Source organism: Paenibacillus pectinilyticus (assembly GCF_001700435.1).
GTDB lineage: Bacteria > Bacillota > Bacilli > Paenibacillales > NBRC-103111 > Paenibacillus_E > Paenibacillus_E pectinilyticus.
This window is the reverse complement of the sequence record NZ_LYPC01000027.1, coordinates 342454-363023: the sequence shown is the minus strand read 5'-3', so window position 1 is coordinate 363023 and position 20570 is coordinate 342454. Positions and strand designations below refer to the sequence as shown.

Below are 20570 nucleotides of genomic sequence, written 5' to 3'. Positions count from 1 at the left end.
TGAGGAAATCGCTATGGAACATACGAAAATCAAATTTTCTGAGAAACTCGGGTACGGTGTTGGAGATCTAGCAAGTAATCTCATCTGGACGTCTGCTGCGACATTCTTAACCTTTTATTATACAGATATCGTTGGCTTCTCTGCAGCTACCGTAGGTACGTTGCTATTGATCGCCCGTTTCTTCGATGCTTTCGTCGATATTGGGATTGGTGTACTCGTGGATAAAACGAGAAGCAAGCACGGCAAGGCTCGTCCTTGGCTGCTCTGGCTGGCCATCCCCTTCGGTATCTCCGGCGTGTTACTCTTCTCAGCTCCTGATCTAGGGCATACCGGAGCTCTTGTTTACGCTTATGCGACCTATTTCCTGATCAATATTATCTATTCAGGTGCCAACGTTCCTTATGGTGTGTTGAATTCACTGATTACACAGGAGCCGTACGAAAGATCTCTCCTTAACATCTTCCGTATGCTAATGGCAATCTTTGGTGCGGTAGCGGTTAGTACGATGACCGTTCCGATCGTCAATGGCTTCGGCGGAGGCAAGCACGGATGGACGATGACCTTCATCGTTTATGGAGCAGTTGCCGCAGTATTATTCTTGATTACGTTCCGTACAACAAAAGAGCGGGTTAAGCCAGCTGTAGTTCAAAAAGCAGTTCCGCTTCGCCGATCGCTGAAGGCTCTTTTCCGCAACAAATACTGGGCATTACTAGTGGCCTTCATGGTCCTAAGCTTTATCAATACATCGGTTAGCACTGCAGTTAATATTTATTATGCGCAATATATTTTAAACAATGTTGAATTAATGTCTGTACTGGGCCTCATCTCTTTTGTTCCGTTAGTGCTTGGCTTACTGTTCGTTGCTCCGATTATTAAAAAGTTCGGCAAGCGCAACTCCGCCATTATTGGCTTACTCATTACGATTATTGGTGCCGCCATTACGATCATTGATCCGTCAAATCTCAAGATTGTCATCATTGCTTCCGTAGTCAAATCACTTGGCGGCGTACCATTAGCTGCAACGATGTTCGCCATGCTGGCGGATACAGTTGAATATGGTGAGTGGAAAACAGGGATGCGTACTGAAGGTCTCGTTTACAGTGCAGGCAGCTTCGGTTCCAAAGCGGGAAGTGGTCTTGGTGCCGCGATAGTCGGCTGGTTGTTAGCTTTCGGGGGTTATGTTGGCGGTCAAGAACATATCAGTGAATCTGCGCGTTCGTCCATTCTGTTCATGTACATTTATTTGCCAATGATCCTGAGTGTCCTGATGGCCGTTATTCTTTACTTCTATAAATTAGACAAGCAATTCCCACAAATTGTGAAAGAATTAGAAGAAGCTAAGAACATGTAGTTTAATTTTAAAATAAAGGAGGGGATTTTTATCATGAAAGCTTTGAAAATCACGATGCAAACGGATGGCTTTCCCGTGCTGTTCGCCAAGCAGCTTAGTCAAGCTGCCGCTGCCTACACTTCCGAAATTCGTATCATTTGGGAAGAACGCAACATCATTTCCGATGTAAAAAGTATTCTAGGGCTCATGGCACTTGAGGTGAAAAAGGGTACTGTCTTAACCCTCACCTTTGATGGCTCGGATGAAGAGCAAGCGATGGAGCTTGAGAAGTTGTTCGAGTAAAACGAAGACCGGTGAGAAAGAAGAGCATTGATCCTTGGGATCGTGCTCTTTTCTGGATTTTAGTGCGTATACCTATGTTGACATTGCATCTGCAAATATCAAATAATAAGAAGTAGATTTTATATAAAAAAGCAAGGAGAACATCCGATGGAACTGCGCGACAGATTATTGGAAGCCGCTGAGCAAGCAATTCGTGCAAGTGGTCTTAATAAAACAACGACCAAAGAAATTGCTCGAATCGCTGGATGCTCAGAAGGATCCTTATATAACCATTTTCAGAGTAAAGAAGACCTTCTACTTCAAGTTATTAAAGGGCAATTACAAAGTTATACAGCTGTGTTATTCAAGTTACCTGCACGTAAAGGGACACGCACTGTTCAAGAAAACCTAGAAGAGGTTGCACATGCCGCACTCGATTATTTTTATCTATCGATTGTCATGACCGCAACGATGTTTACAGAACCTGATTTCTTGGCCCGTCATCGTCAAGGCTTCCAACAAAGAAATGAAGGTCCTCACCGTTCCAACGAAATAGTCACTTCGTATCTGCGATTCGAACAACAGCTTGGCCGTGTGAATGAAGCCGTTAATCCGCGCAGCGTAGCCGATCTGCTGCTAGGCGCTTGTTTCCAACATGCTTTTCATCTGCAGTTTCTAGGCGAGGACGAATCGGAAGAGATAAGAAAGCAATTTGTTTCTAACATTTTACAAACCTTGATGCAAGGTGTGCTCCCTCAATAAAGTATTTACACGGGTACTTGACAAAGGGAGGTTCCCCCCTCTATATTAATGAGTGAGTGCACACTCATTGTTGGATCTCAGGGATCAATCGCTATTAGTGATTGGTCCTATCTTTCTCCATCACTCTGAGTGAGCGCACACTCATTAATTACAAATTAAAAAAGAGGTGCACACATGGTTATTACTTATCTTGTATTCACGATTTTGACCATTGCTTACAACATCTTTTCCGCGGTATGCGACTTCATCCGCTACAAACCAATTCTCATCGCAATGGAGAAAGCGAAAGTTCCGCACACTTGGTTGTTTTGGCTGGGTATTCTCAAAGCGGCAGGCGCAATCGGTCTCTTGGTCGGCTTCGCAATCCCTTCGATTGGCGTGGCTGCCGCGATCGGAATCATCCTTTTCTACTGCGGCGCAATCGTCACCCATCTGCGTGTGCGTGATTATTCCTTCGGCTTAGCCGCTTTTTTTCTTTTGCTAGCTGTTGCCACCCTTGCCTTTGAACTAATCAACATCTAAATGATAATGCGGAGTCAACGCGCCGCAACAAAGGAGCCTTCCCATGAAAATTATCATATTCGGAGCCAACGGTCCAACAAACAGGTCGCCTTTTGACCCAACAAGCTATCCAGAAAGGGTACGAAGTGACTGCCGTTACTCGAAACCCTGACACCTTCCCCCTTCAGCATGAAAGCTTGAATGTTCTATACGGGGATGTGTACAATTTCAACTCTGTTCAGCAAGCCATCGTCGGCCAGGATGCGGTGCTTTCTACCCTTGGTGTACCATTTAGCAAGAAGCCTATTTCCGTCTATTCACAAGGCATTATCCATATTATCCAAGCAATGAAAAACTTCCATGTGGATCGCCTCATTTGTGTAAGTTCGAGCGCGACAGAACCGCATTTCGATCCAAACGGAGGATTCATTTTCGAGAGAATTGTTCAGCCTCTCATTGTGAACACGATCGGTAAACAGCTTTATGAAGATATGAGACGTATGGAATCGCTCGTAAGAGAAAGCGAGCTCGACTGGACCATCGTTCGGCCATCTGGGCTTTTCCATACCCCAAATGTTACCCCGTATCAAGTAGGAGAAACGTATCTAAAAGGACGCTTCACCTCGCGGTCTGACTTAGCGGCCAGTATGCTCGAACAACTTTCCGTAAACACATATCTGCGCAAAATTATGGCTGTATCTACAGTCTCCGAGCAACCTAGCATGCTGAAGATGATTATGAAGGAAGCGTTCCAAGGGAAATCGCATAAAGGCGCTTAAACTAACTTTACAGAAAGTACCGCACGCATATTATACCTTTATCATTGTAAAAAATAGCACAGCAGACTGCGATCTAGTCTTAACTTGCAGGCTTATTTATAAACCCCTACAATGAAAGTATGACTTTCATTTGGTAGGATAAAGGAGCCCCTAACATGCAAACAATCAACCCCTTCTTATGGTTCGACGGCAATGCCGAAGAAGCTATGAACTTCTACACCTCCATATTCAGTGACTCCAAGATAGAAAGTGTTAATCGTAAAAGATCAGTTCAGCCGGGTACCAAAGGTGAAGTCATCTCAGGAACCTTTGTGCTTAACGGTCAACGATTTATGGTGCTAAATGGCGGACCTATGTTTAAATTTACACCTGCCATTTCTTTATTCGTGAATTGTGAGACCCAAGAAGAAGTCGACTACTTATGGGCGAAACTGTCCGAAGGTGGGCAACCCCAGCGCTGTGGCTGGGTGCAGGACAAATTCGGACTATCGTGGCAAATTATACCGACAGCACTAGGGCAGTTGCTTGGCGATACGGATCCCGCGAAAGCAGCTCGCGTAATGAACGCCATGCTCGGGATGGGCAAGATTGAGATTGCAGGGCTCAAACGAGCTTACGACGGGTCAGAATATTAAAAATAGCCACCCTAATTTATATCATTAGGGTGGCTATTTTTTATGGGATATGCCTTTTCAATACTACAGACGTCATTCAAGACTTATCTGAAAACATTACTTACTAACCGGCTCTCCGTTATACACGTTCACTTTCGGCGGTGCTGCTAGGAACTCACCTGCTCTAGCAATAAAGCTTGTGTAGTGCTCACTAGCACTATGGATAGCAGTAGCCTCCCCATCTTTCCAAATCTCCACCATCGTATAGACGTGCTCACGTCCTGTATGCTTATGAAGATCATAAGCAATATTGCCGCTCTCGGCTTTCGATGCTGCAATAAGTGGCTGAATTTCCACTAGAAAATCTTGTTCTTTGGCCGGTTGAATCTGAAACTCCGCGTGAATAATAATCATGATAAGATCAACTTCCTCTCTGTTATATCGAGTATTTGTGTGGTTACTGTTTCGTTAGAGGTCTAGAAAATCATTTCCACTCTGCCACTTTCTGCACAGGTAATCGGTACGATGGATAGCCGGCATTCTCTGCTTTTCCAATGGAAATAAGCATGACTGGCACATAACGTTCTTTATCCATCCCAAAAGCCTCAGCAATCTTCGACTTGTCATACCCACCGATCGCATTCGTATCATACCCATGTGCGCGTGCCGCAAGCATCAGTTGCATCGACACGAGACCACCATCAATCAATACCACATCGTGCATAACTGCTGCGGGTACATTCTCGAAATAAGCTTTCAATTTGCCCATCTGCATCTCTTTTACATCAGCGGGCATATAGCCGAGCTCTACAGATTTACTATAGATTTCTTCCCCATTCGCGAAGTTATTCTTATCGCCAAACACGGCAATCACCGCGGCTGATGTCTCCACTTGTCTTTGATTAAAACTCGCGAGTGGCGCCAGAACGGCTTTCGCCTCTGCGCTCTCAATAACGAGGAATCGCCATGGCTGCATATTCGTAGATGACGGTGCAAGCGTGGCTTTGCTCAATATCTCTTCCATTTCCTCACGTGAAATTTTCACGGAAGGATCATAGTTGCGTATAGAGCGTCTACTCGATATTATCGTTTGAAAATCATTCATAAGTGTATGGTTCATGCTGTCTCCTCCTGATGTCAAAGCCTCAACGGTTACAGCTCACGGATATTGTCCTGCATGCGTGAGAGTAGTTCGGCTATTCGCGTTTTGTCGTCCCCACTGAAATCCTTCAGCAGTTGTTTGGTGAAAATTTCTTTCTCTTGACGGAAGGCAAGGATCTTCTCTCTCCCAAGCTCTGTCAATTTAACGAAGGTCACACGCTGATCTTCCGGGTTTCTTCGCCGCTCGACCATGCCCGCCACTTCCATCTGCTGCACATGTCGAGTAATTGCTGCACTATCGATATGGACTTCCTTTTGAAGTACGGTTTGGCTAATTTCATCCACTTCGAATAACAGATGCAGCAGTTCCAATCGCGCAGGGCTTATACCTGTACAGCGTTCGAACTTAGGGCTAATCTGTTTATTCAGACATAGCAGTTGATAGAGTATAGCCGAAGCCTCGTAATCCATCTTCATCTCCCGTATCCTCCTCAATTGTCATCGCAGCATTTATAGTTGACCCGTCAATCATTGACCTATCAACTAATATACGCCTACATTCTACAAATCACAAGCGGAATCCCTTTCCAATAGATCCTCTAAGCACTTATTCCTTTTCTTAAATGGCACTTCGAGTTATTTCGATAAGCTCTTGTCTTACTTTTTCTCCTTATGCACTTTGGCAAACAAAGCCATCGACGAAAGCTGTATGGCACCAACAATGTAGAAAGGCGTGACGAAACGGCCCACATCGATGAATTTACCGAACGCGCCAGGCCATAGGACAGCCCCAATGCGAATGAGCATATAATTCATTTTTGCAAATAAAGAACGTTTGCCACTTGGTCTATCCTCCATCAGAATGGCGGTTCGATTCCCTCTTGTACCGAGGTTACAAGCTGTGCAGCCAATTTCCAGCAGCGCGGCGATCCAGAAGGAGGTTGTCCAAGGCAGAGCTAATAAACAGAGGACTGCCAGTAACTGGGTCAGAATAATCGCTCGAACCGTCCCGAATTTGTTCAGATGAATCGGCGCTAAGAGTGACCAAACCCCCGCGGCTATGTACGACATCCCCATGACAACGCCGATCCACCCAGGTGAAGCAGCGAATTTAACCGCAAACCAGTAGGAAGTCATCGTACTCGTGAGCGTTGTTGTGACACCACTCAAGATGTTCGCCATATTTTTCATTTCGGTAATCGCATGGACTTCTTCTTCCTCCGAGTTCTTCTTCTTCAACAGCCGTAGATTCGGCACAAGCAAGATGAGGAGAAAAGCGATAATCGGCACATAGAGTGCTGCTTCTTGCAGACCTAATTGATGTAGGACGGTTAGCAATGCGAAGAGTGCCGCCAAACCAATAACGATCCATAGAAAGGTGAGGATGTCACTGCGTTTCAATGCAGTTGCTTCCGCCTGACTTTCTGGAGAAGGCGGTTTACGCTCGCCCCCTTTTAATCGCAGAATCAAATAGATACACACCCCGCTTAGCAGGGTTAATAGTAAGAAAATCGGGCGATAACCGTTCGCGCCAGGAAGTACTGAGCTCCACAGGGTCGGCAAGCATGCGAGTAAGCAGCCAATGCCTAGTCCCATATAGCCAACAACAGCATTGGTATGAAAATAGGTCCCCGTACGCTTCCGATCATAAGCAGCCAACCATCTTCGCTCTATCGGGTATGTCGGCCCCCCGGATCCTGAATGTGAGCTGCCAACGCCTGCCACGATCAACGCGAAATCCAAGGCTAATGAATAAGAGAAGAATGCTGCGACTAAAGCTCCCAGGGCTACAAGTACTTCAAACACGAGTAGAAATCGTTTGGCACCGAAAAGCGCATTAAGCTCCGTAATGAACAATGTCATCATGATTCTGACAAGTCCTGCACCTGCTAAGACAGCACCAATGGCTGACCCGCTCCACCCTAGATCCTTCAGATATAGACTGATATCCACTAGCGCCAGCCCTTGTCCCATACTGCGTACGAAGGTCACCATTTGGAGCAATCGAACATCGGGATGTGGCCCGAACCATTTTGTCAATACAGCTGCCATGTCCTTATTCCTCTCCCTTTATTTATGAAAAAGTTTACTTCCTCTGGGCTTCAAATCCGTCAATCAGCACTTTGAGTCCAAATAGAAACTCCTCGTCCCAGTTGACCGCCGTCGTATAATGCGCCAGTCGCACAAAGTGCGGATACCGCTCCGCGGGCAATGCTTGTATACGCGAAGCGTTTGTCTCACTCGCTTGACCCTTATTATCATTCGAATTTGCGCGTTCAATCAAGCGATTCTCTTCATCAACGAAACTGTAAATATAATTCTTAATCATGCTGGCAAACCAAGGAATATGTGGATCGCTGAAACCCGATTGAGCAAATAAGCGATAGAGAAACTCGATATGTGCCAATCGATTGGGACTCCCAGCCATCGTTGCGCTCATGATCGAAGTCGCTTCTCGGTAGCGATGCAGGACGAGCCTGAATTGGAGCGCCCACTCCCTGAGTTGGTCCTGCCACGCGAGGCTCTCGTCTGGTAATCCAATGTCGCTGCTTATTTGCTCCGCTAATAAATGCTGTAACTGCTCTTTGTCCTTAACATGATAATACAAGGAAGCTGCTTTCACATCGAGGGCATCGGCAATTTTACGCATCGTAATCGATCCCAGTCCCTCGTCCTGCAGTAAGGTTAACACGGCTTGAATGATCCGCTCACGATCTAATGGTGTATGTATAGTTGATGTGACATAGTCTACTGTGCCTTCTTGAATAAGGGGATGAATTCGTCTACGCGCCATGTTCGACCTCCAATAATCTCTTGACAAATTATATCACATTCCATTAATCTAACAACATTAAATTAAATTCTAACAACGTTAAATAAATGAAAAGAGGTTATCCGCGTATGTCTACTACACAGTTGGACATGATTGTCCGTAAAGCAGAAAAGATATTAGCACAGACATGGAAATCCGTTTACGAAGACAAGCATGCTGAACTTATTCAGATGTTCAAGGACTACGGTGATCGCGCCTATGGCGTCTGGATGCAAGACTTCATGAACCTCGTCGTTGAACCCTTCCATCAAGAAGGCTTACAGGTGAAAGCTAACTTTAACCGTCACAACTCCGTCGAGAATTGGGGACCGCCTGAGGAACGCGAACGCTGCGCCTGGTACCTTGTACATGATGAAGAGGGCACTCCGATCGGTACCTTAGTGCTTCAGGTGTATCATTCCCATAGCTCCTTTTTCGTGCCACGGGCACCACAGATTTTTGCCTTGCAGGAGACAGATCGTGAAGATATTTTGTCCGCATTATCAAAGTCTGCCACCCGTGTTAGATGGGATCGCAAAGAAGATTGCACCCCTTTACCTGCGCACACTTCTTCCTCCGCAACACAGTGGGAGTATGCGACAGACGTATCACTGGGCGACTGCCTCGTTGGCACAGAATTGGAACATAGCAGTTGGTCACTTGACGAAGCCTTGAGCCACTGGGGGCGATACGGCTGGGAGCTTGTTTCTTTGATGGCCACAGGCGGGAAAACGATCGCTTATTTCAAACGCCCTTGTCTTGCTTGAAAAATTGCACTTAAGTGGGATTACGCTGGCATTTCCTTATTTATTGCAAGGTGCTGTTCCATTCCCATGGCCTCATCTTTGTTTTATACGGCTTATTCTTTGAAATCCTTCAATTGCGCCTGCTGACTTCTAGCGGGATACCCCACCTCGTTGTATGATAGAAGAAACGCTTTCATTACGAAAATACAAGGTAATGGTGACCTCCATGAAGATACTGCGCAGTCCTATGAAGACGTTACGCGGGAAGATACTGATTTCGTTATTTTTGCTCATTATTCTCCCTGTTGTCATTATCCTTTACCGATTCTATACATCTTCGGAAAACATCGTACAAATTCAACTTAACCAATCCAACCAAGCAGCTGTTTCTCAGAAAGCTAATGCGATGAACGATATGGCGGTTCGTATGATCACCGCTTCCAGTCTTATCATTAATGATCCCGAAACCGAGAAGTTTCTGAAAGAACCCGCGGACTGGTCCACTAACTACAATTCTTTTATTAAACTCACCAGTCTGCAAAAAAAGATGTCCAACGTCAAAGATCTCCTGCTCGACAACACAACGCAGCTAGGTTTGTACGACAACAGAGGCTATACGAACACGACATGGTCCGCCGTCACCGCTGTAGATGTTCAAACTTTCCATCAAGAAAGCTGGTATCAACCTACGCTAGAGCGCAATGGATCCCCTATTTGGACGGTTCCTTATCGAATACCTAATTCAAGTAATGCACAGGATTTAATTGCCATGACCAGACAAATCAATGGCGAATACACGAGCAACTATGGTTTTTTTCTGATCAGTGTACCGATCCCTGTTTTCTTCTATCCGAGCGCAGAGCTTCACAAACAGCAGGAAGCTGGCGTCACCACGTTACTTGTCGATCAAAATCAGAATCTTTTAATTGGCGATCAATCTGCCGCTGCTTTGCTGGCTAGCCATGCGCTAACCAATATGCATACGAACGCAAACGGCATTCAGGAAGTCACGATCAACGATCATATCTATTTTGTTAACGATGCGACAGTCCCACAGCTTGGCTGGCGGCTTATCCAGTTCATGAATCAGAAGGATTTCGCAACCCAGCTCAGTCGGGAAAAAGATAAATCGATCACCTGGGTCGTTGCTTGGTTTTTGCTATTCGCCGTAGCCTTTATCCTGCTCATGCTTCGTGTAACCAGTCCCTTCAAGCAACTGGCGAAGTCGATGACGAAGGTGGGCAAAGGTGAATTTAATACGTTGGTCACGATCAAAGGAGAAGATGAAATTGCCATGCTTGGCAATAACTTTAATCGGATGGTCCTGCATCTACAAGATTTGATTTCGGATTTATATGATGAGCAGCGGCGCAAGCAAAAAGCACAATTCCAAGCCTTGCAAGCACAAATCAATCCGCATTTCCTGCTCAATACGCTTAATTCCATCAAATGGATGGCGCTGCTTTCCGGAGCTGATCATATTAGTGAAATGATTACCAAGCTGGGGAAATTACTTAATTTCACGATGCGAAATGAACAGGAATTCGTGACCTTGCAAGAAGAACTGGACTATTTGCAAGTCTATCTATCCCTGCAGGAAATTCGGTATCATGACCAGATTACCTTTACCTATAGCATTCCTGAACATTTACTCGACTGCGAAGTATTGAAATTTACTTTACAGCCTGCGGTAGAGAACAGTATTATTCATGGCAATCGCTTCCCGCTCCTCATCGATCTGAAGGCGGAAGAAAAGAACGGGCATCTAACAATCGTGATGCAGGATAACGGGGTTGGGATGAGCATGGAGATGATCCAGCAGGTGGAATCTTCCCTGAATCAGCCTCATGCGAAGTTTAGCGGGATCGGTATTCGCAATGTGAATGAACGCATTAAGCTGCATTATGGTATGCAGTATGGTATGCAGATTTCGAGTGTGCAGGGTGAAGGCGTCCGCTTAGAGCTTGTGCTGCCCTTGAAAAGGAGGACTACCGATGTTGAGAATATTGATCGTCGATGATGAGATTCTGGTACGCATCGGCTTAAAAACAATTATTCCTAGAGAAAATGAAGAATTTCAAGTAATCGGCGAGGCCGCTAATGGCTTAGAAGCCTTGCACATCCTAGAGACGCAGCCATGCGATGTCGTTCTCACCGATATTCGGATGCCTGAAATGGATGGTCTCGAACTATTGAAGATCATCCGTGAGCGCTGGCCGGCTATCAAATGTCTCATTTTATCCAATCATCATGACTTTAACTATGTGCAACAAGCCCTTCGCCTCGGCGCTATAGAATACGTCACCAAGCTTGAAATCAATCCCTCCGAGCTCAAGGAGAAGCTTAGTGCCATTCGAGATCAATTAGTCATCGAAAGACAAGGCCAGGATGCCCGTACACAACTGGAGCAGAAGGTCAATCAATATAGTACAGAGGTCAAAGAGAAACGGCTTCGCGAGCTCGTGCTGAGCCACGTTTCCCGGGGTGAAATCGAACAGGTTTGGCAAGAATTTCAGCTTGAGCCTTTCCCTACTCCTTTATCTGCGGCAGCTATCCAAATTGAAGCTTATGAGGATTTAACGCAAAATAATCGCTTTCAAAGCGACCGTCTCTTGACCTATACCGTGAAGAATGTCCTGAATGAAATTCTAAAAAAACACGGCAATGGCGAGTTAGTTGAGATAGCGGCTGGATCATTTTGCGTACTATCAGGCCAATTGAGCACGAATATGCTGCAGGAAATGCAGAGTGCTGTGCAGGCTTTTCTCAAAATATCAATTGCCATCGGCGTCTCTTCTCCTCACGATGACACCTGGGCTCTGCATGAAGCCTATGAGCAGGCAGACCATGCTTTGAGCTATCGCTTTTACTACGGGGGATCGTGCGTTGTTCATCATGACCACATTCCTGCAGCCTCACCTAAGCTTTCAGAACCGTGGGATGAAGAGGAATGGATCAAGCGCATTGAGGAAGCCGATGAGGCCGGTTTACAAGAACGAATTCTCTCATGGACCGAAGATATCTACAGTCGCAAGGACATCCCTCCAGTCATTTTGCGCGAGCAATGGTTAAGTCTGCTTCATATTTTTGCACGATGCTTGAAGGCTGAGGGCGGCGATATCTATTCTGTTACACTGCATGAGCAGCAATACCCGTATCACGTTATCCGCAATGCAGAGACGCTACAGGAGTTATCTCATTGGTTCATCGGCTGGCTGCCCGTGTTCTTGGCTTACAAACGCCAGCATGGGAAAGAAAAACTGCGTCCCGAAATTCAAATGGTCATCCGTCAAATTATGGAGACATACAACTTACCTCTCAAAGTCGCTGATCTGGCCAGCGCAGTTGGCTATACCGAGAATTACTTAAGCATTCTTTTCAAAAAAGAAACAGGGAAAACGATCACAGATTATATCACGAATGTTCGTATGAAATCCGCACGAGAACTGCTTAAGAATCCGGATTACAAAATATTCGAAATTTCTGAGCTTATCGGTTACGCCGATCCGAACCATTTCAGTCGCAGCTTTAAACAACTGGAAGGCATGTACCCCACCGAGTTTCGCAAACTCATCTTCGGGCAGCGAACATCGTAGAATTATGCTTACTTCGTAAAGAATCCTCCGTGTCATTTTGTGGGAATTTCCTTTACGATTTAAGCATCAACAGATAAGGGGATGAACAAATGAAAAAAATAGTAGGAATGAGCGCATCGCTTGCCGTAGCTGTAAGCGTTCTCGTAACGGGGTGCTCCAAAACACCAGAAGCTTCACCATCAGCCTCTGCATCCGTCGCACCTGCGGCATCAACAGCAGCAGCAACACAATCGCCTGAGTCACAAAAACCAGTTACACTGAAATTCTGGGGCGGTGTACCACCCGAAAGCGGTCCACAGAATGCCGTAGATGCGTGGAACAAAGCGAATCCGAACATTAAAGTGGAGTATACGCGTTATGTGAATGATGATCCAGGCAACCTGAAGCTGGAAACCGCCCTGCTCTCGAATACTGATGCGCCCGATATATATATGAACTACGGGGATGACAAAATCACAAAACGCCAAGCTGCTGGCATGGCAGAACCACTTGACGATCTTATCGCCAAGGTCGGGTTTGACGTGAATGGCATCATCGGCACCGAAAATATTAAGAAATTCGCCGACGGCAAATATTATTATTTGCCTGCCAACAAGAACCTAGGTGCCGTTCTCTTCAACAAAAAAGCACTCGATGAAGCCGGTGAGAAGCTCCCAACCGCTTGGACATGGGACGATTTCTCTGCCATGGCGATCAAGCTAAACAAAGGGGATCGCAAAGGAACGATGCTGGATCCCGCTCTATCTTGGTTTGGTGACCTCGTGCTGCAAACGTCTAAACCTCTAGACTCGTATATCGCAGCCGACGGCACCTCGAATTTCAATAGTCCTGCTATGAAGAAGGGCTTGGAATTACAACAAAGTCTTGAGAGCAAAGGCGTCATGATGAAATACTCCGAAGCCGTAGCCGGAAAAATTACGGTGCAAAATGAGCTGCTCAATGGGAAAGCAGCAATGACCGCTTCCCAAATTTACATCATTCGGTATATCAAGGATACGAAGAGCTTCCCGCATGATTTCAAAGTAGCCTTTGCGCCATATCCGCAATTCACTGCAGGCGGCAACATTAACCCCGGCGGTGGTATGGGCGACTATATGTCAATTAACAAGAACAGTAAGAACAAAGAAGCATCCATGAAATTCATGTCTTGGTATTTGCAAGAAGGGAACATGGCGATGGTTCCAGGTGGACGCATTCCAACAAATAAGAAAGCCGATGCAGCCAAGATCGCTTCCATTCTGATTGGCGATGCGAAAGATTTGATCGACGAAGACTCCCTGAAGGCGCTATTGGCGGGCAGCTACACATTCCCGACTGCCTACAATGTACCGGTTCCGACGGAATTAAAAGCCATTCTAAAAGACGAGATGGAGAAATATTTACTCGGTGCACAACCGATCGATAAAACGCTGGATACGATGAAAACCCGCGCAGATACGTCCATTAAAGGCGCCAAAAAGTGAAGCATATCCATTCTTGAACAAACTAAACCTCCAGCCAATCTGCTGGAGGTTTTTTTCAATCAAAATACAGAAAAGATCACGTTCACGCTATGTGCTTTCCCTGCCGTGCTTGGTAAAGTAAGCCTAACACATGAATGCGAAAGGGTGTCATACGAATGAAAAAATTCTGGCGTAACGCGAAATTCAGGGAGAACCTTGCGGGCTATCTGTTTATTTTGCCTAATTTCTCTGGGTACCTCATCTTCATATTGCTGCCGATTCTGTTCAGCCTCTATCTCGTCTTTAATGACTGGGAGTACCTCAAAGGGTTTGCTGGGATTCAGTGGGTCGGATTGGATAACTTCAAAGCACTTGGCAGTGACCCCAAATTTGTGAAAGCGCTGCAAAATAATCTCCTATTCACGCTTGTCAGCGTTCCCGCTTCGATGATATTAGGACTGCTATTCGCTGTCGTTCTCAATAAATATGTGTTCTTCAAGCAAACCTTACGAACCTTGATCTTCCTACCTTACGTTAGTTCGCTTGTGGCAGTGTCTGTCATTTGGAGCATTATGTATCGCGCTTCAGACGGACCCATTAATCAGTTTCTCAAGACGATCGGCATTGCACATCCACCTGGGTGGCTGTCTAGTCCCCATTCTGCGCTATTTGCCATCATCATTATGCAAGTATGGGTGACCATAGGTTATTCCATGGTCATTTACTTAGCAGGCCTGCAGGGAATTTCGAAAGATTTGTACGAAGCCTCAGAGATCGACGGCGCTTCGAAAATGCGTCAATTTTTTCAAATTACGGTACCGATGCTCACGCCAACAACCTTTCTCGTTGCCATAACGCTTATTATCGGATCTTTCCAAGTGTTCGGCCCTGTCAACATTATGACGCAAGGCGGACCGATTGATTCAACCATGGTGCTATCCTATCACATCTACTTACTCGCTTTTAAATTTTACAAAATGGGCTATGCCGCTACCGTCTCTTGGGTGCTCTTCGCGATCATCTTTGTCGTCACCCTCATCCAATGGCAAAGTCAAAAGCGGTGGCAGCAGCACTTCTAATTGTAAAGGAGCTAATCAACCCTATGGAAACGATTATACCGATTGAAAAGACTAACCCAACATCACTCGAAAGAGCTAAAAGAACCGGTCTATGGCTGAAAATCATACTCACGATCATTGTAACTGGAATCTCGATCCTCATGATCCTTCCCTTTCTTTGGATGATTTCCACCTCCTTCAAAATCAATGGAGAGGTGTTCAATTATCCAATTGATTGGATTCCGAACACATGGCATTTCGAGAATTATAAGAAAGTGTGGGCAGGCACAGATCCATTCTATTTATTTTATTGGAATTCAGTCAAAATTACGGGGATCACCGTGGCCGGCAATCTGTTCACCAGCGCTATGGCGGGCTATGCGTTCGCTAAAATCCGTTTCAAAGGACGTAACTTTCTGTTCCTCCTGTACTTGTCAACGATGATGATTCCGGGCCAGGTCCTCCTTGTGCCGCGCTTCATCTTGTTCGATCAAATGAAATTGATCAATACGCATTATGCTCTTATTTTACCAGGCTTGTTTACCGTATTCGGCACCTTCCTCATGCGTCAATTTTTCAGCAGCCTGCCCAATGAACTGCTGGAAGCTGGGCGTGTCGACGGCGCAGGGTACTGGCGAACCTTCTGGCAAATATGCTTACCGTTAACGAAACCAGCCATCGTTACCCTACTCATTCTTTCTTTCACCTGGCATTGGAATGATTACGAGAATCCGCTGATCTTGCTTCGAGACAAAGATCTGTTCACGATTCCAATAGGTCTGAACAGTTATGTGGAAGAGTTTGGGACGAATTATGTCCTCATGATGGCAGCTTCCGTATCTGCGCTTGTTCCTCTGCTTATCGTCGTGATTGTTTGTCAAAAGTGGTTCGTGGAAGGAATCGCCAGTTCGGGATTGAAAGGCTAGCCTTTCAACGTGAAAAGGCAAGCTCTAGTAGTAGTTACACTACTTGGGCTTGCCTTTATCTATGGCTTATAGTTTCACATTAGCCGCAGCCTCAAACACTTTGCGCTGCTTGCCTTGATACAGAACAGCCGATTTGGCAGGAATGACTTCACCTGCCACTGTGACCTGGCTGTCAGAGAAATTAACTAGGACTTTCAACTCGTCTCCATACCTGGCGCTTTGAACAAGGCGATCCTCCGTAAGGATGGTAAACTCGCTCATCGGATGAAGAACAGCTTCGCGATGGAAAGGGGACCATACATTCAGAAAATCAAGCATACTCGCTTTATCTTTTTCCCAGGTAACTCGGTCTAAGTGATAGAGCGGCGGTACATTATACAGCAGATCATACAGCATACGGTCTGCCTCTTCCCCCTTAATCTTATTATTGCCCCACTCCCAATGATTCGTCGTGATGATCGCATCGTTGTAAATCAGTTTATAGAGCGGTAGTGAATAGGCTGGATCCATATAAACGTGCTCGTACAATGGTTTAATGGGTACAGGCTTGCCATAGCGCTCGGGGATGCCGCCATCCCTTGCATAGTAGCCGCCTACATAATAAGGGCTATCCTTCTTGTCACGCATATCGGGATCCCCCCAAGCAATGACGGGACTCTCAATCCCTTGCGCATAGGCAATCACACTTGCAGCAAAGTCATTTCCTCCCTCTGAGCCTACAACCATGTTCTTCTCTTTCGCGAAATAATCCAGCCGCGCTAACCTATCATTCAAATCCTGCTGTTGTGTAGTTAGATGAGCGGGTGTGTAATCATCATAGATTTCCCCTGTGGCATCGCAGTCCACGAACCAAGAATTGAAACCGATGCCATCCTGCAAAATCCCGGCAACACGGTCCTTGACACTTGGCATAGCAAGCGTAGGATTCAACTTGCGGCCACGCTGCAAGAATCCAGCGACCTTCTTCCCATTTTGCCCCGTGATCGTTGCATTTTCATAAAGAGACGTGTCCGGGAAGAAAGCCGTATTCCATGATGGATCCCCTTTTTCTTGGATAGAATGATAAGAATCGTAGGGTGCGATGAGATAGCCGATCTTATTCGCCTCACTGACCATCCGCGGGTTCATCAATCCGCTAGACCAGTTCGGAAGGCCCAACCATGCGTTTGGGATCCCCGCTTCTTGCATTTCCTGAATGACTTTCGTCGAATCCGCTTGCCCCCAATCCAATACGGGTGAAACGGCCTCCTTTAAGACACTTTTAAGAAGCAGCTTATTCAAGTCATACAGCTTTTCCTCACTTAGTTTGTCTACACCCAGCCCAATGAGCTTGCGCGCTTCCTCGTCAGGGGTAGGGAACTGGGTTGGATTGTACAATTCACGCATTTTCAAAACTTGATTCAAGGCGGTCAGAACCACTTTCTTCTGGTAATTATCCAAGTAATCCTGTTTGGATAGCTGCTTTACGACTTGATCAAACTCAGCACTGCCATCTGTTGTATGGGAAAGAAGCTTACTAAGCCAAGGTCCCAACTTCGGGAGTAGCTCGCGCAACTGTGTCCATTTCACATCAGGATCCGTCAGAATCGTTTCACTCCACAAGTAAATTTGAGGTGCTCCATACAGCTTCGTGATATTCGGATTGAGCTTGGCCTTCTCCTGAAGCGTGACGATCTTACCGTGCTCTGATACATAATTTTTGTAAGGTTGGACAATTTGCTGCGGATCATTCTTCGTTACATAGAGGCGGAATCCATAGCTTTTATCCTTATTCAGGCTGGGGAAGTCATGTGTAAATTGAAAGGTGACATCCGGCGACGCATCAAAATGAATGTCATTATTGAATTTATTCGTTACGACATAGACAAGCGATAATTGACTCTTACTCTGAGCAAAAAAATCCATCGAGAACGACTCACTCCAGCTCAGAGTCTGATCCTTCAAAAATTCGCGCCAGCTAACGTCGGCTGCCGGGATTTGTTTCCCTTCTCCGAAGGGCAGTATATAACTATCCGATTTGACTGATGGCCACTGGAACTGTGCGGCTCCGATTGACTCAATTCGGATGTCGAGGTACTCGTTTTGTTTAACGACACTCACATTAACTTGATTCGGATAGGTCCATTTGACGCTATCCTTTATCCTGACCACATTCGTAACGGGAGCTTTGGGAAGCGGCACGGATGCTGGGATGTGTACCCCATCTTTGATGATATCTATCGCAAATGTTTCGGGATCGACTTCGAATGTGAATGGCTCTATCGCGGTTTTCACAGAAGCCGTTTCACTTGGTGTAGAGTGCACATCTATCGATGGTGAGGGTTGTGAAGAATCCCCGCCCCAACATCCCGTCAAGGACAGACAGAGTATACTTGTCGCGCACAGCGTAGTGAATTGTTTTTTCATCGTTCATCCTCCAATTTCAGTGATCATGGTTCGAGATCATTGTAATGGAGCATTGTTACAGCAATGTGCCAAATGACTGAGGAAGTTGCGTAGCACCAACTTGATTCGTGATTTCAGCATCTGTCATACTGATGTAACAAAGGGATGGTATCGTAACAACCAAAGCCATATAGATGGAGGGATTCAATATGAACGTGCTGCTTGCAGACGATGAGACACTAATGCTGCAGATTTTAAAAGCCTATTTCGTCGCGGAAGGATTTAACGTGCTCCTCGCGCAGGACGGTGATGAAGCGATCGACCTCTTCTATCAGCATAAAGTGGACTTGGCGATATTGGATTGGATGATGCCCAAACGCAGTGGCATCGAGGTATGCCAAGCTATGAAGAAAACGAGCCGTGTGAAAGTCCTTCTACTTACAGCCAAGGGAGATCCGGATGATGAATTTCATGCGTTGCAGTCGGGGGCGGATGATTATTTGCGCAAACCATTTGATCCTCGTATTTTACTTATAAGAGCGAAAAAATTGCTTCACCTCATGGCACCAACCGTAATTGGCGATCTGACTGTGGACATAGAAGCTCAAAAAATATATCGCGATGGCAAAGATATCCTTGCTACGAATAAAGAATTCGAATTGATGAGATATTTAGTCGTCAACAAAGGGCATATCGTCACACGCAAGATGCTGTTAGATCAGGTCTGGGGTTTCGATTATTTCGGGGAAGAACGGACGGTTGACACACATATACGCAGGCTAAGAGAGAAAATTGGCGAGCATTGGATCCGAACATATCGTGGCATGGGGTATGCCTTGGAGGATCATCATGAGTAGATTGACCCGTAAGCTTCTCGTACAGATCACACTGACGCTCTGTGTTGTATTCCTGCTCTCCTTTGCTGTGAACACCTACCTCTTGCCCAAATACTTTTTATATGAGAAAAAACACAAGCTGGATGAGCTCGTTACGGAGCTCAAGCCGATGGATCTCAAGGTGTTATCCGGGCAAATGAGTGCCATTGAGGAACACCATCAAGTTACGATCGTTGTCAGCTCCTTATCGGAGTCGGTTGATGATTTGAATAGCGACTTATTAACGCAGCTGGGCCGAAAAGGCATTACATTAAGTAAGTTTTGGTTAACCGAGGACAGTGTAAGAATCCTCCGTGAGGGAGGACGGGTCAATAAAATCTTCGATCAAGCCAAATTGAAGTCAAGTTTTCTCGTCAATTTTATGAGTGTCGATGGCTCGGTAATCGCCATTGGGGAATCCATCTCCCACTCCGCGGATACGATTGGGATCGTAAATCGATTCAATGCGTATCTGTGGATCGCCATGTTTCTACTGCTCGTCCTGTTGTCCGTCCTGTATACCAAACGTATCGTGAAGCCTCTTGCCGATCTCATGCAGACAGCTGAATCGATCTCCAACTTAACCTTCAGTAGGTCAAATATTCAGACAGGCGATGAAATTGAATCGCTGGCACGCAGTATCAATCAAATGAGCGATAATTTGAGAGAAGCCCATCAGACTTTGGAAGCGAAAAATGCCAATCTCCGGCACTTTATCTCCGATATTTCGCATGAATTGAAAACACCTTTAGCTTTAATCCATGTTTACGCTTCTGGGCTTCAAGATGGTTTAGATGATGGTACCTATGCCAGCGTCATTCGGAAGCAAAGTGAAGACATGGCAGGGCTCATCGACCGATTGTTGGAGCTTGCGAGGCTGCAAGAAGAAACTTTGCTATTTGAACCTTTAGCTTTCCAAAGCCTTTTACAAGATACAATGGCTGCTTATCATACCGCTTTTCGCCAGATGGGTCTCGAGCTGCGAGTCGACATGGCTGTAAAAGAGGAAATGTGGGTGATGGCGGATCGGGGTAAATTGGAGTCGGTGCTGAACAACTGGATAACCAATGCGATGACATACACAAGCAGCGACTACGTTTCGATCAAAGTCGAGACCATCGAGAATGCCGTGCGCTTCCAAATCTCGAACCCAACGCAGCACACCAAAGAAGCCGATTGGGCGCGTGTATGGGAGCCCTTCTATGTGCTAGAAAGCTCCCGCAGTAAAAAGTTTAGCGGTACAGGACTTGGGCTATCCATTACTCGCGCCATTTTACAGCAGCACAACGCCTCATTCGGCTTGACGGTGGAGGAAGGGATGGTTACGTTTTATTTTGTTATGGCTGTTCTTTAATTTGCCA

19 protein-coding genes and 1 pseudogene are annotated in these 20570 nt (G+C 45.9%); 14 read left to right on the top strand and 6 right to left on the bottom strand.

All coding sequences use genetic code 11. The annotated features are described in order from the left end of the window. Positions 1 to 13 precede the first annotated feature (13 nt). The 6 genes and pseudogenes from A8709_RS23305 (at position 14) to A8709_RS23280 (ending at position 4289) form a co-directional block, all read left to right on the top strand. Positions 14 to 1351 (top strand): MFS transporter, encoded by a 1338-nt coding sequence (locus tag A8709_RS23305; RefSeq protein WP_065855659.1) that lies wholly within the window; start codon positions 14 to 16, stop codon positions 1349 to 1351. Between the two features lie 33 nt (positions 1352 to 1384). Beyond that, positions 1385 to 1633, top strand: coding sequence for an HPr family phosphocarrier protein (locus A8709_RS23300; protein WP_065855657.1), 249 nt, complete (start codon positions 1385 to 1387; stop codon positions 1631 to 1633). A gap of 147 nt (positions 1634 to 1780) precedes the next feature. Further along, on the top strand, positions 1781 to 2374 hold the full coding sequence (locus A8709_RS23295) for a TetR/AcrR family transcriptional regulator (protein ID WP_065855656.1): 594 nt from the start codon (positions 1781 to 1783) through the stop codon (positions 2372 to 2374). Positions 2375 to 2548: 174 nt separating this feature from the next. Then, entirely contained in the window at positions 2549 to 2896 is a 348-nt protein-coding gene (locus tag A8709_RS23290) for a DoxX family protein (RefSeq protein ID WP_065855655.1), read from the top strand. 89 nt (positions 2897 to 2985) lie between these two features. Beyond that, a pseudogene (locus A8709_RS23285) lies at positions 2986 to 3654 on the top strand (NAD(P)-dependent oxidoreductase); the annotation flags it as partial. Positions 3655 to 3809: 155 nt separating this feature from the next. Continuing rightward, positions 3810 to 4289, top strand: coding sequence for a VOC family protein (locus A8709_RS23280; protein ID WP_065855653.1), 480 nt, complete (start codon positions 3810 to 3812; stop codon positions 4287 to 4289). Between the two features lie 96 nt (positions 4290 to 4385). Here the strand turns inward: A8709_RS23280 and A8709_RS23275 are convergent, their stop codons facing one another. The 5 genes from A8709_RS23275 to A8709_RS23255 form a co-directional block, all read right to left on the bottom strand. Next, the gene (locus tag A8709_RS23275) at positions 4386 to 4682 is read right to left on the bottom strand and encodes a putative quinol monooxygenase (protein WP_065855651.1); all 297 of its coding nucleotides are present in this window, start codon (positions 4680 to 4682) and stop codon (positions 4386 to 4388) included. Positions 4683 to 4752: 70 nt separating this feature from the next. Next, the gene (locus tag A8709_RS23270; protein WP_065855649.1) at positions 4753 to 5388 is read right to left on the bottom strand and encodes a nitroreductase family protein; all 636 of its coding nucleotides are present in this window, start codon (positions 5386 to 5388) and stop codon (positions 4753 to 4755) included. Between the two features lie 32 nt (positions 5389 to 5420). After that, the gene (locus A8709_RS23265; protein WP_065855647.1) at positions 5421 to 5846 is read right to left on the bottom strand and encodes a MarR family winged helix-turn-helix transcriptional regulator; all 426 of its coding nucleotides are present in this window, start codon (positions 5844 to 5846) and stop codon (positions 5421 to 5423) included. A gap of 180 nt (positions 5847 to 6026) precedes the next feature. Continuing rightward, entirely contained in the window at positions 6027 to 7421 is a 1395-nt protein-coding gene (locus A8709_RS23260) for an MFS transporter (RefSeq protein WP_065855645.1), read from the bottom strand. Positions 7422 to 7455: 34 nt separating this feature from the next. Next, positions 7456 to 8163, bottom strand: a complete 708-nt coding sequence (locus tag A8709_RS23255) for a TetR/AcrR family transcriptional regulator C-terminal domain-containing protein (RefSeq protein ID WP_065855643.1) — start codon at positions 8161 to 8163, stop codon at positions 7456 to 7458. A gap of 107 nt (positions 8164 to 8270) precedes the next feature. On the opposite strand from A8709_RS23255, the gene A8709_RS23250 reads away from it, so the two are divergent. The 6 genes from A8709_RS23250 (at position 8271) to A8709_RS23225 (ending at position 15949) form a co-directional block, all read left to right on the top strand. Continuing rightward, positions 8271 to 8948, top strand: coding sequence for a DUF6022 family protein (locus A8709_RS23250; RefSeq protein WP_065855641.1), 678 nt, complete (start codon positions 8271 to 8273; stop codon positions 8946 to 8948). Between the two features lie 226 nt (positions 8949 to 9174). After that, on the top strand, positions 9175 to 10947 hold the full coding sequence (locus A8709_RS23245; RefSeq protein WP_167357159.1) for a cache domain-containing sensor histidine kinase: 1773 nt from the start codon (positions 9175 to 9177) through the stop codon (positions 10945 to 10947). Next, positions 10922 to 12523, top strand: a complete 1602-nt coding sequence (locus tag A8709_RS23240; protein WP_065855636.1) for a response regulator — start codon at positions 10922 to 10924, stop codon at positions 12521 to 12523. Before A8709_RS23245 ends, A8709_RS23240 begins: the two co-directional genes overlap by 26 nt. Before the next feature lie 89 nt (positions 12524 to 12612). Next, a complete protein-coding gene (locus A8709_RS23235; protein WP_065855634.1) occupies positions 12613 to 13986 on the top strand; it encodes an ABC transporter substrate-binding protein in 1374 nt (457 codons plus the stop codon). Between the two features lie 155 nt (positions 13987 to 14141). Then, positions 14142 to 15044, top strand: coding sequence for a carbohydrate ABC transporter permease (locus A8709_RS23230; RefSeq protein ID WP_065855632.1), 903 nt, complete (start codon positions 14142 to 14144; stop codon positions 15042 to 15044). A 23-nt stretch (positions 15045 to 15067) separates the two neighbouring features. Next, complete coding sequence (locus tag A8709_RS23225; protein ID WP_084225351.1) at positions 15068 to 15949, top strand: carbohydrate ABC transporter permease; 882 nt, start codon at positions 15068 to 15070, stop codon at positions 15947 to 15949. Positions 15950 to 16015: 66 nt separating this feature from the next. Here A8709_RS23225 and A8709_RS23220 read toward each other — a convergent pair whose 3' ends face one another. Next, positions 16016 to 18355, bottom strand: a complete 2340-nt coding sequence (locus A8709_RS23220) for a glycoside hydrolase (RefSeq protein ID WP_065855630.1) — start codon at positions 18353 to 18355, stop codon at positions 16016 to 16018. 188 nt (positions 18356 to 18543) lie between these two features. Here A8709_RS23220 and A8709_RS23215 point away from each other — a divergent pair, with 188 nt between their 5' ends. After that, complete coding sequence (locus A8709_RS23215; RefSeq protein WP_065855628.1) at positions 18544 to 19191, top strand: response regulator transcription factor; 648 nt, start codon at positions 18544 to 18546, stop codon at positions 19189 to 19191. Then, the gene (locus tag A8709_RS23210) at positions 19184 to 20563 is read left to right on the top strand and encodes a sensor histidine kinase (RefSeq protein ID WP_065855626.1); all 1380 of its coding nucleotides are present in this window, start codon (positions 19184 to 19186) and stop codon (positions 20561 to 20563) included. The genes A8709_RS23215 and A8709_RS23210 overlap by 8 nt, the downstream gene beginning before the upstream one ends. The last annotated feature ends 7 nt before the right edge of the window (positions 20564 to 20570 follow it).

Excerpts from the sequence above, each read along its gene's own strand:
- A8709_RS23305 (WP_065855659.1), top strand. The coding sequence starts at position 14 with ATGGAACATACGAAAATCAAATTTTCTGAGAAACTCGGGTACGGTGTT.
- A8709_RS23300 (WP_065855657.1), top strand. The coding sequence starts at position 1,385 with ATGAAAGCTTTGAAAATCACGATGCAAACGGATGGCTTTCCCGTGCTG.
- A8709_RS23295 (WP_065855656.1), top strand. The coding sequence starts at position 1,781 with ATGGAACTGCGCGACAGATTATTGGAAGCCGCTGAGCAAGCAATTCGT.
- A8709_RS23290 (WP_065855655.1), top strand. The coding sequence starts at position 2,549 with ATGGTTATTACTTATCTTGTATTCACGATTTTGACCATTGCTTACAAC.
- A8709_RS23280 (WP_065855653.1), top strand. The coding sequence starts at position 3,810 with ATGCAAACAATCAACCCCTTCTTATGGTTCGACGGCAATGCCGAAGAA.
- A8709_RS23275 (WP_065855651.1), bottom strand. The coding sequence starts at position 4,682 with ATGATTATTATTCACGCGGAGTTTCAGATTCAACCGGCCAAAGAACAA.
- A8709_RS23270 (WP_065855649.1), bottom strand. The coding sequence starts at position 5,388 with ATGAACCATACACTTATGAATGATTTTCAAACGATAATATCGAGTAGA.
- A8709_RS23265 (WP_065855647.1), bottom strand. The coding sequence starts at position 5,846 with ATGAAGATGGATTACGAGGCTTCGGCTATACTCTATCAACTGCTATGT.
- A8709_RS23260 (WP_065855645.1), bottom strand. The coding sequence starts at position 7,421 with ATGGCAGCTGTATTGACAAAATGGTTCGGGCCACATCCCGATGTTCGA.
- A8709_RS23255 (WP_065855643.1), bottom strand. The coding sequence starts at position 8,163 with ATGGCGCGTAGACGAATTCATCCCCTTATTCAAGAAGGCACAGTAGAC.
- A8709_RS23250 (WP_065855641.1), top strand. The coding sequence starts at position 8,271 with ATGTCTACTACACAGTTGGACATGATTGTCCGTAAAGCAGAAAAGATA.
- A8709_RS23245 (WP_167357159.1), top strand. The coding sequence starts at position 9,175 with ATGAAGACGTTACGCGGGAAGATACTGATTTCGTTATTTTTGCTCATT.
- A8709_RS23240 (WP_065855636.1), top strand. The coding sequence starts at position 10,922 with ATGTTGAGAATATTGATCGTCGATGATGAGATTCTGGTACGCATCGGC.
- A8709_RS23235 (WP_065855634.1), top strand. The coding sequence starts at position 12,613 with ATGAAAAAAATAGTAGGAATGAGCGCATCGCTTGCCGTAGCTGTAAGC.
- A8709_RS23230 (WP_065855632.1), top strand. The coding sequence starts at position 14,142 with ATGAAAAAATTCTGGCGTAACGCGAAATTCAGGGAGAACCTTGCGGGC.
- A8709_RS23225 (WP_084225351.1), top strand. The coding sequence starts at position 15,068 with ATGGAAACGATTATACCGATTGAAAAGACTAACCCAACATCACTCGAA.
- A8709_RS23220 (WP_065855630.1), bottom strand. The coding sequence starts at position 18,355 with ATGAAAAAACAATTCACTACGCTGTGCGCGACAAGTATACTCTGTCTG.
- A8709_RS23215 (WP_065855628.1), top strand. The coding sequence starts at position 18,544 with ATGAACGTGCTGCTTGCAGACGATGAGACACTAATGCTGCAGATTTTA.
- A8709_RS23210 (WP_065855626.1), top strand. The coding sequence starts at position 19,184 with ATGAGTAGATTGACCCGTAAGCTTCTCGTACAGATCACACTGACGCTC.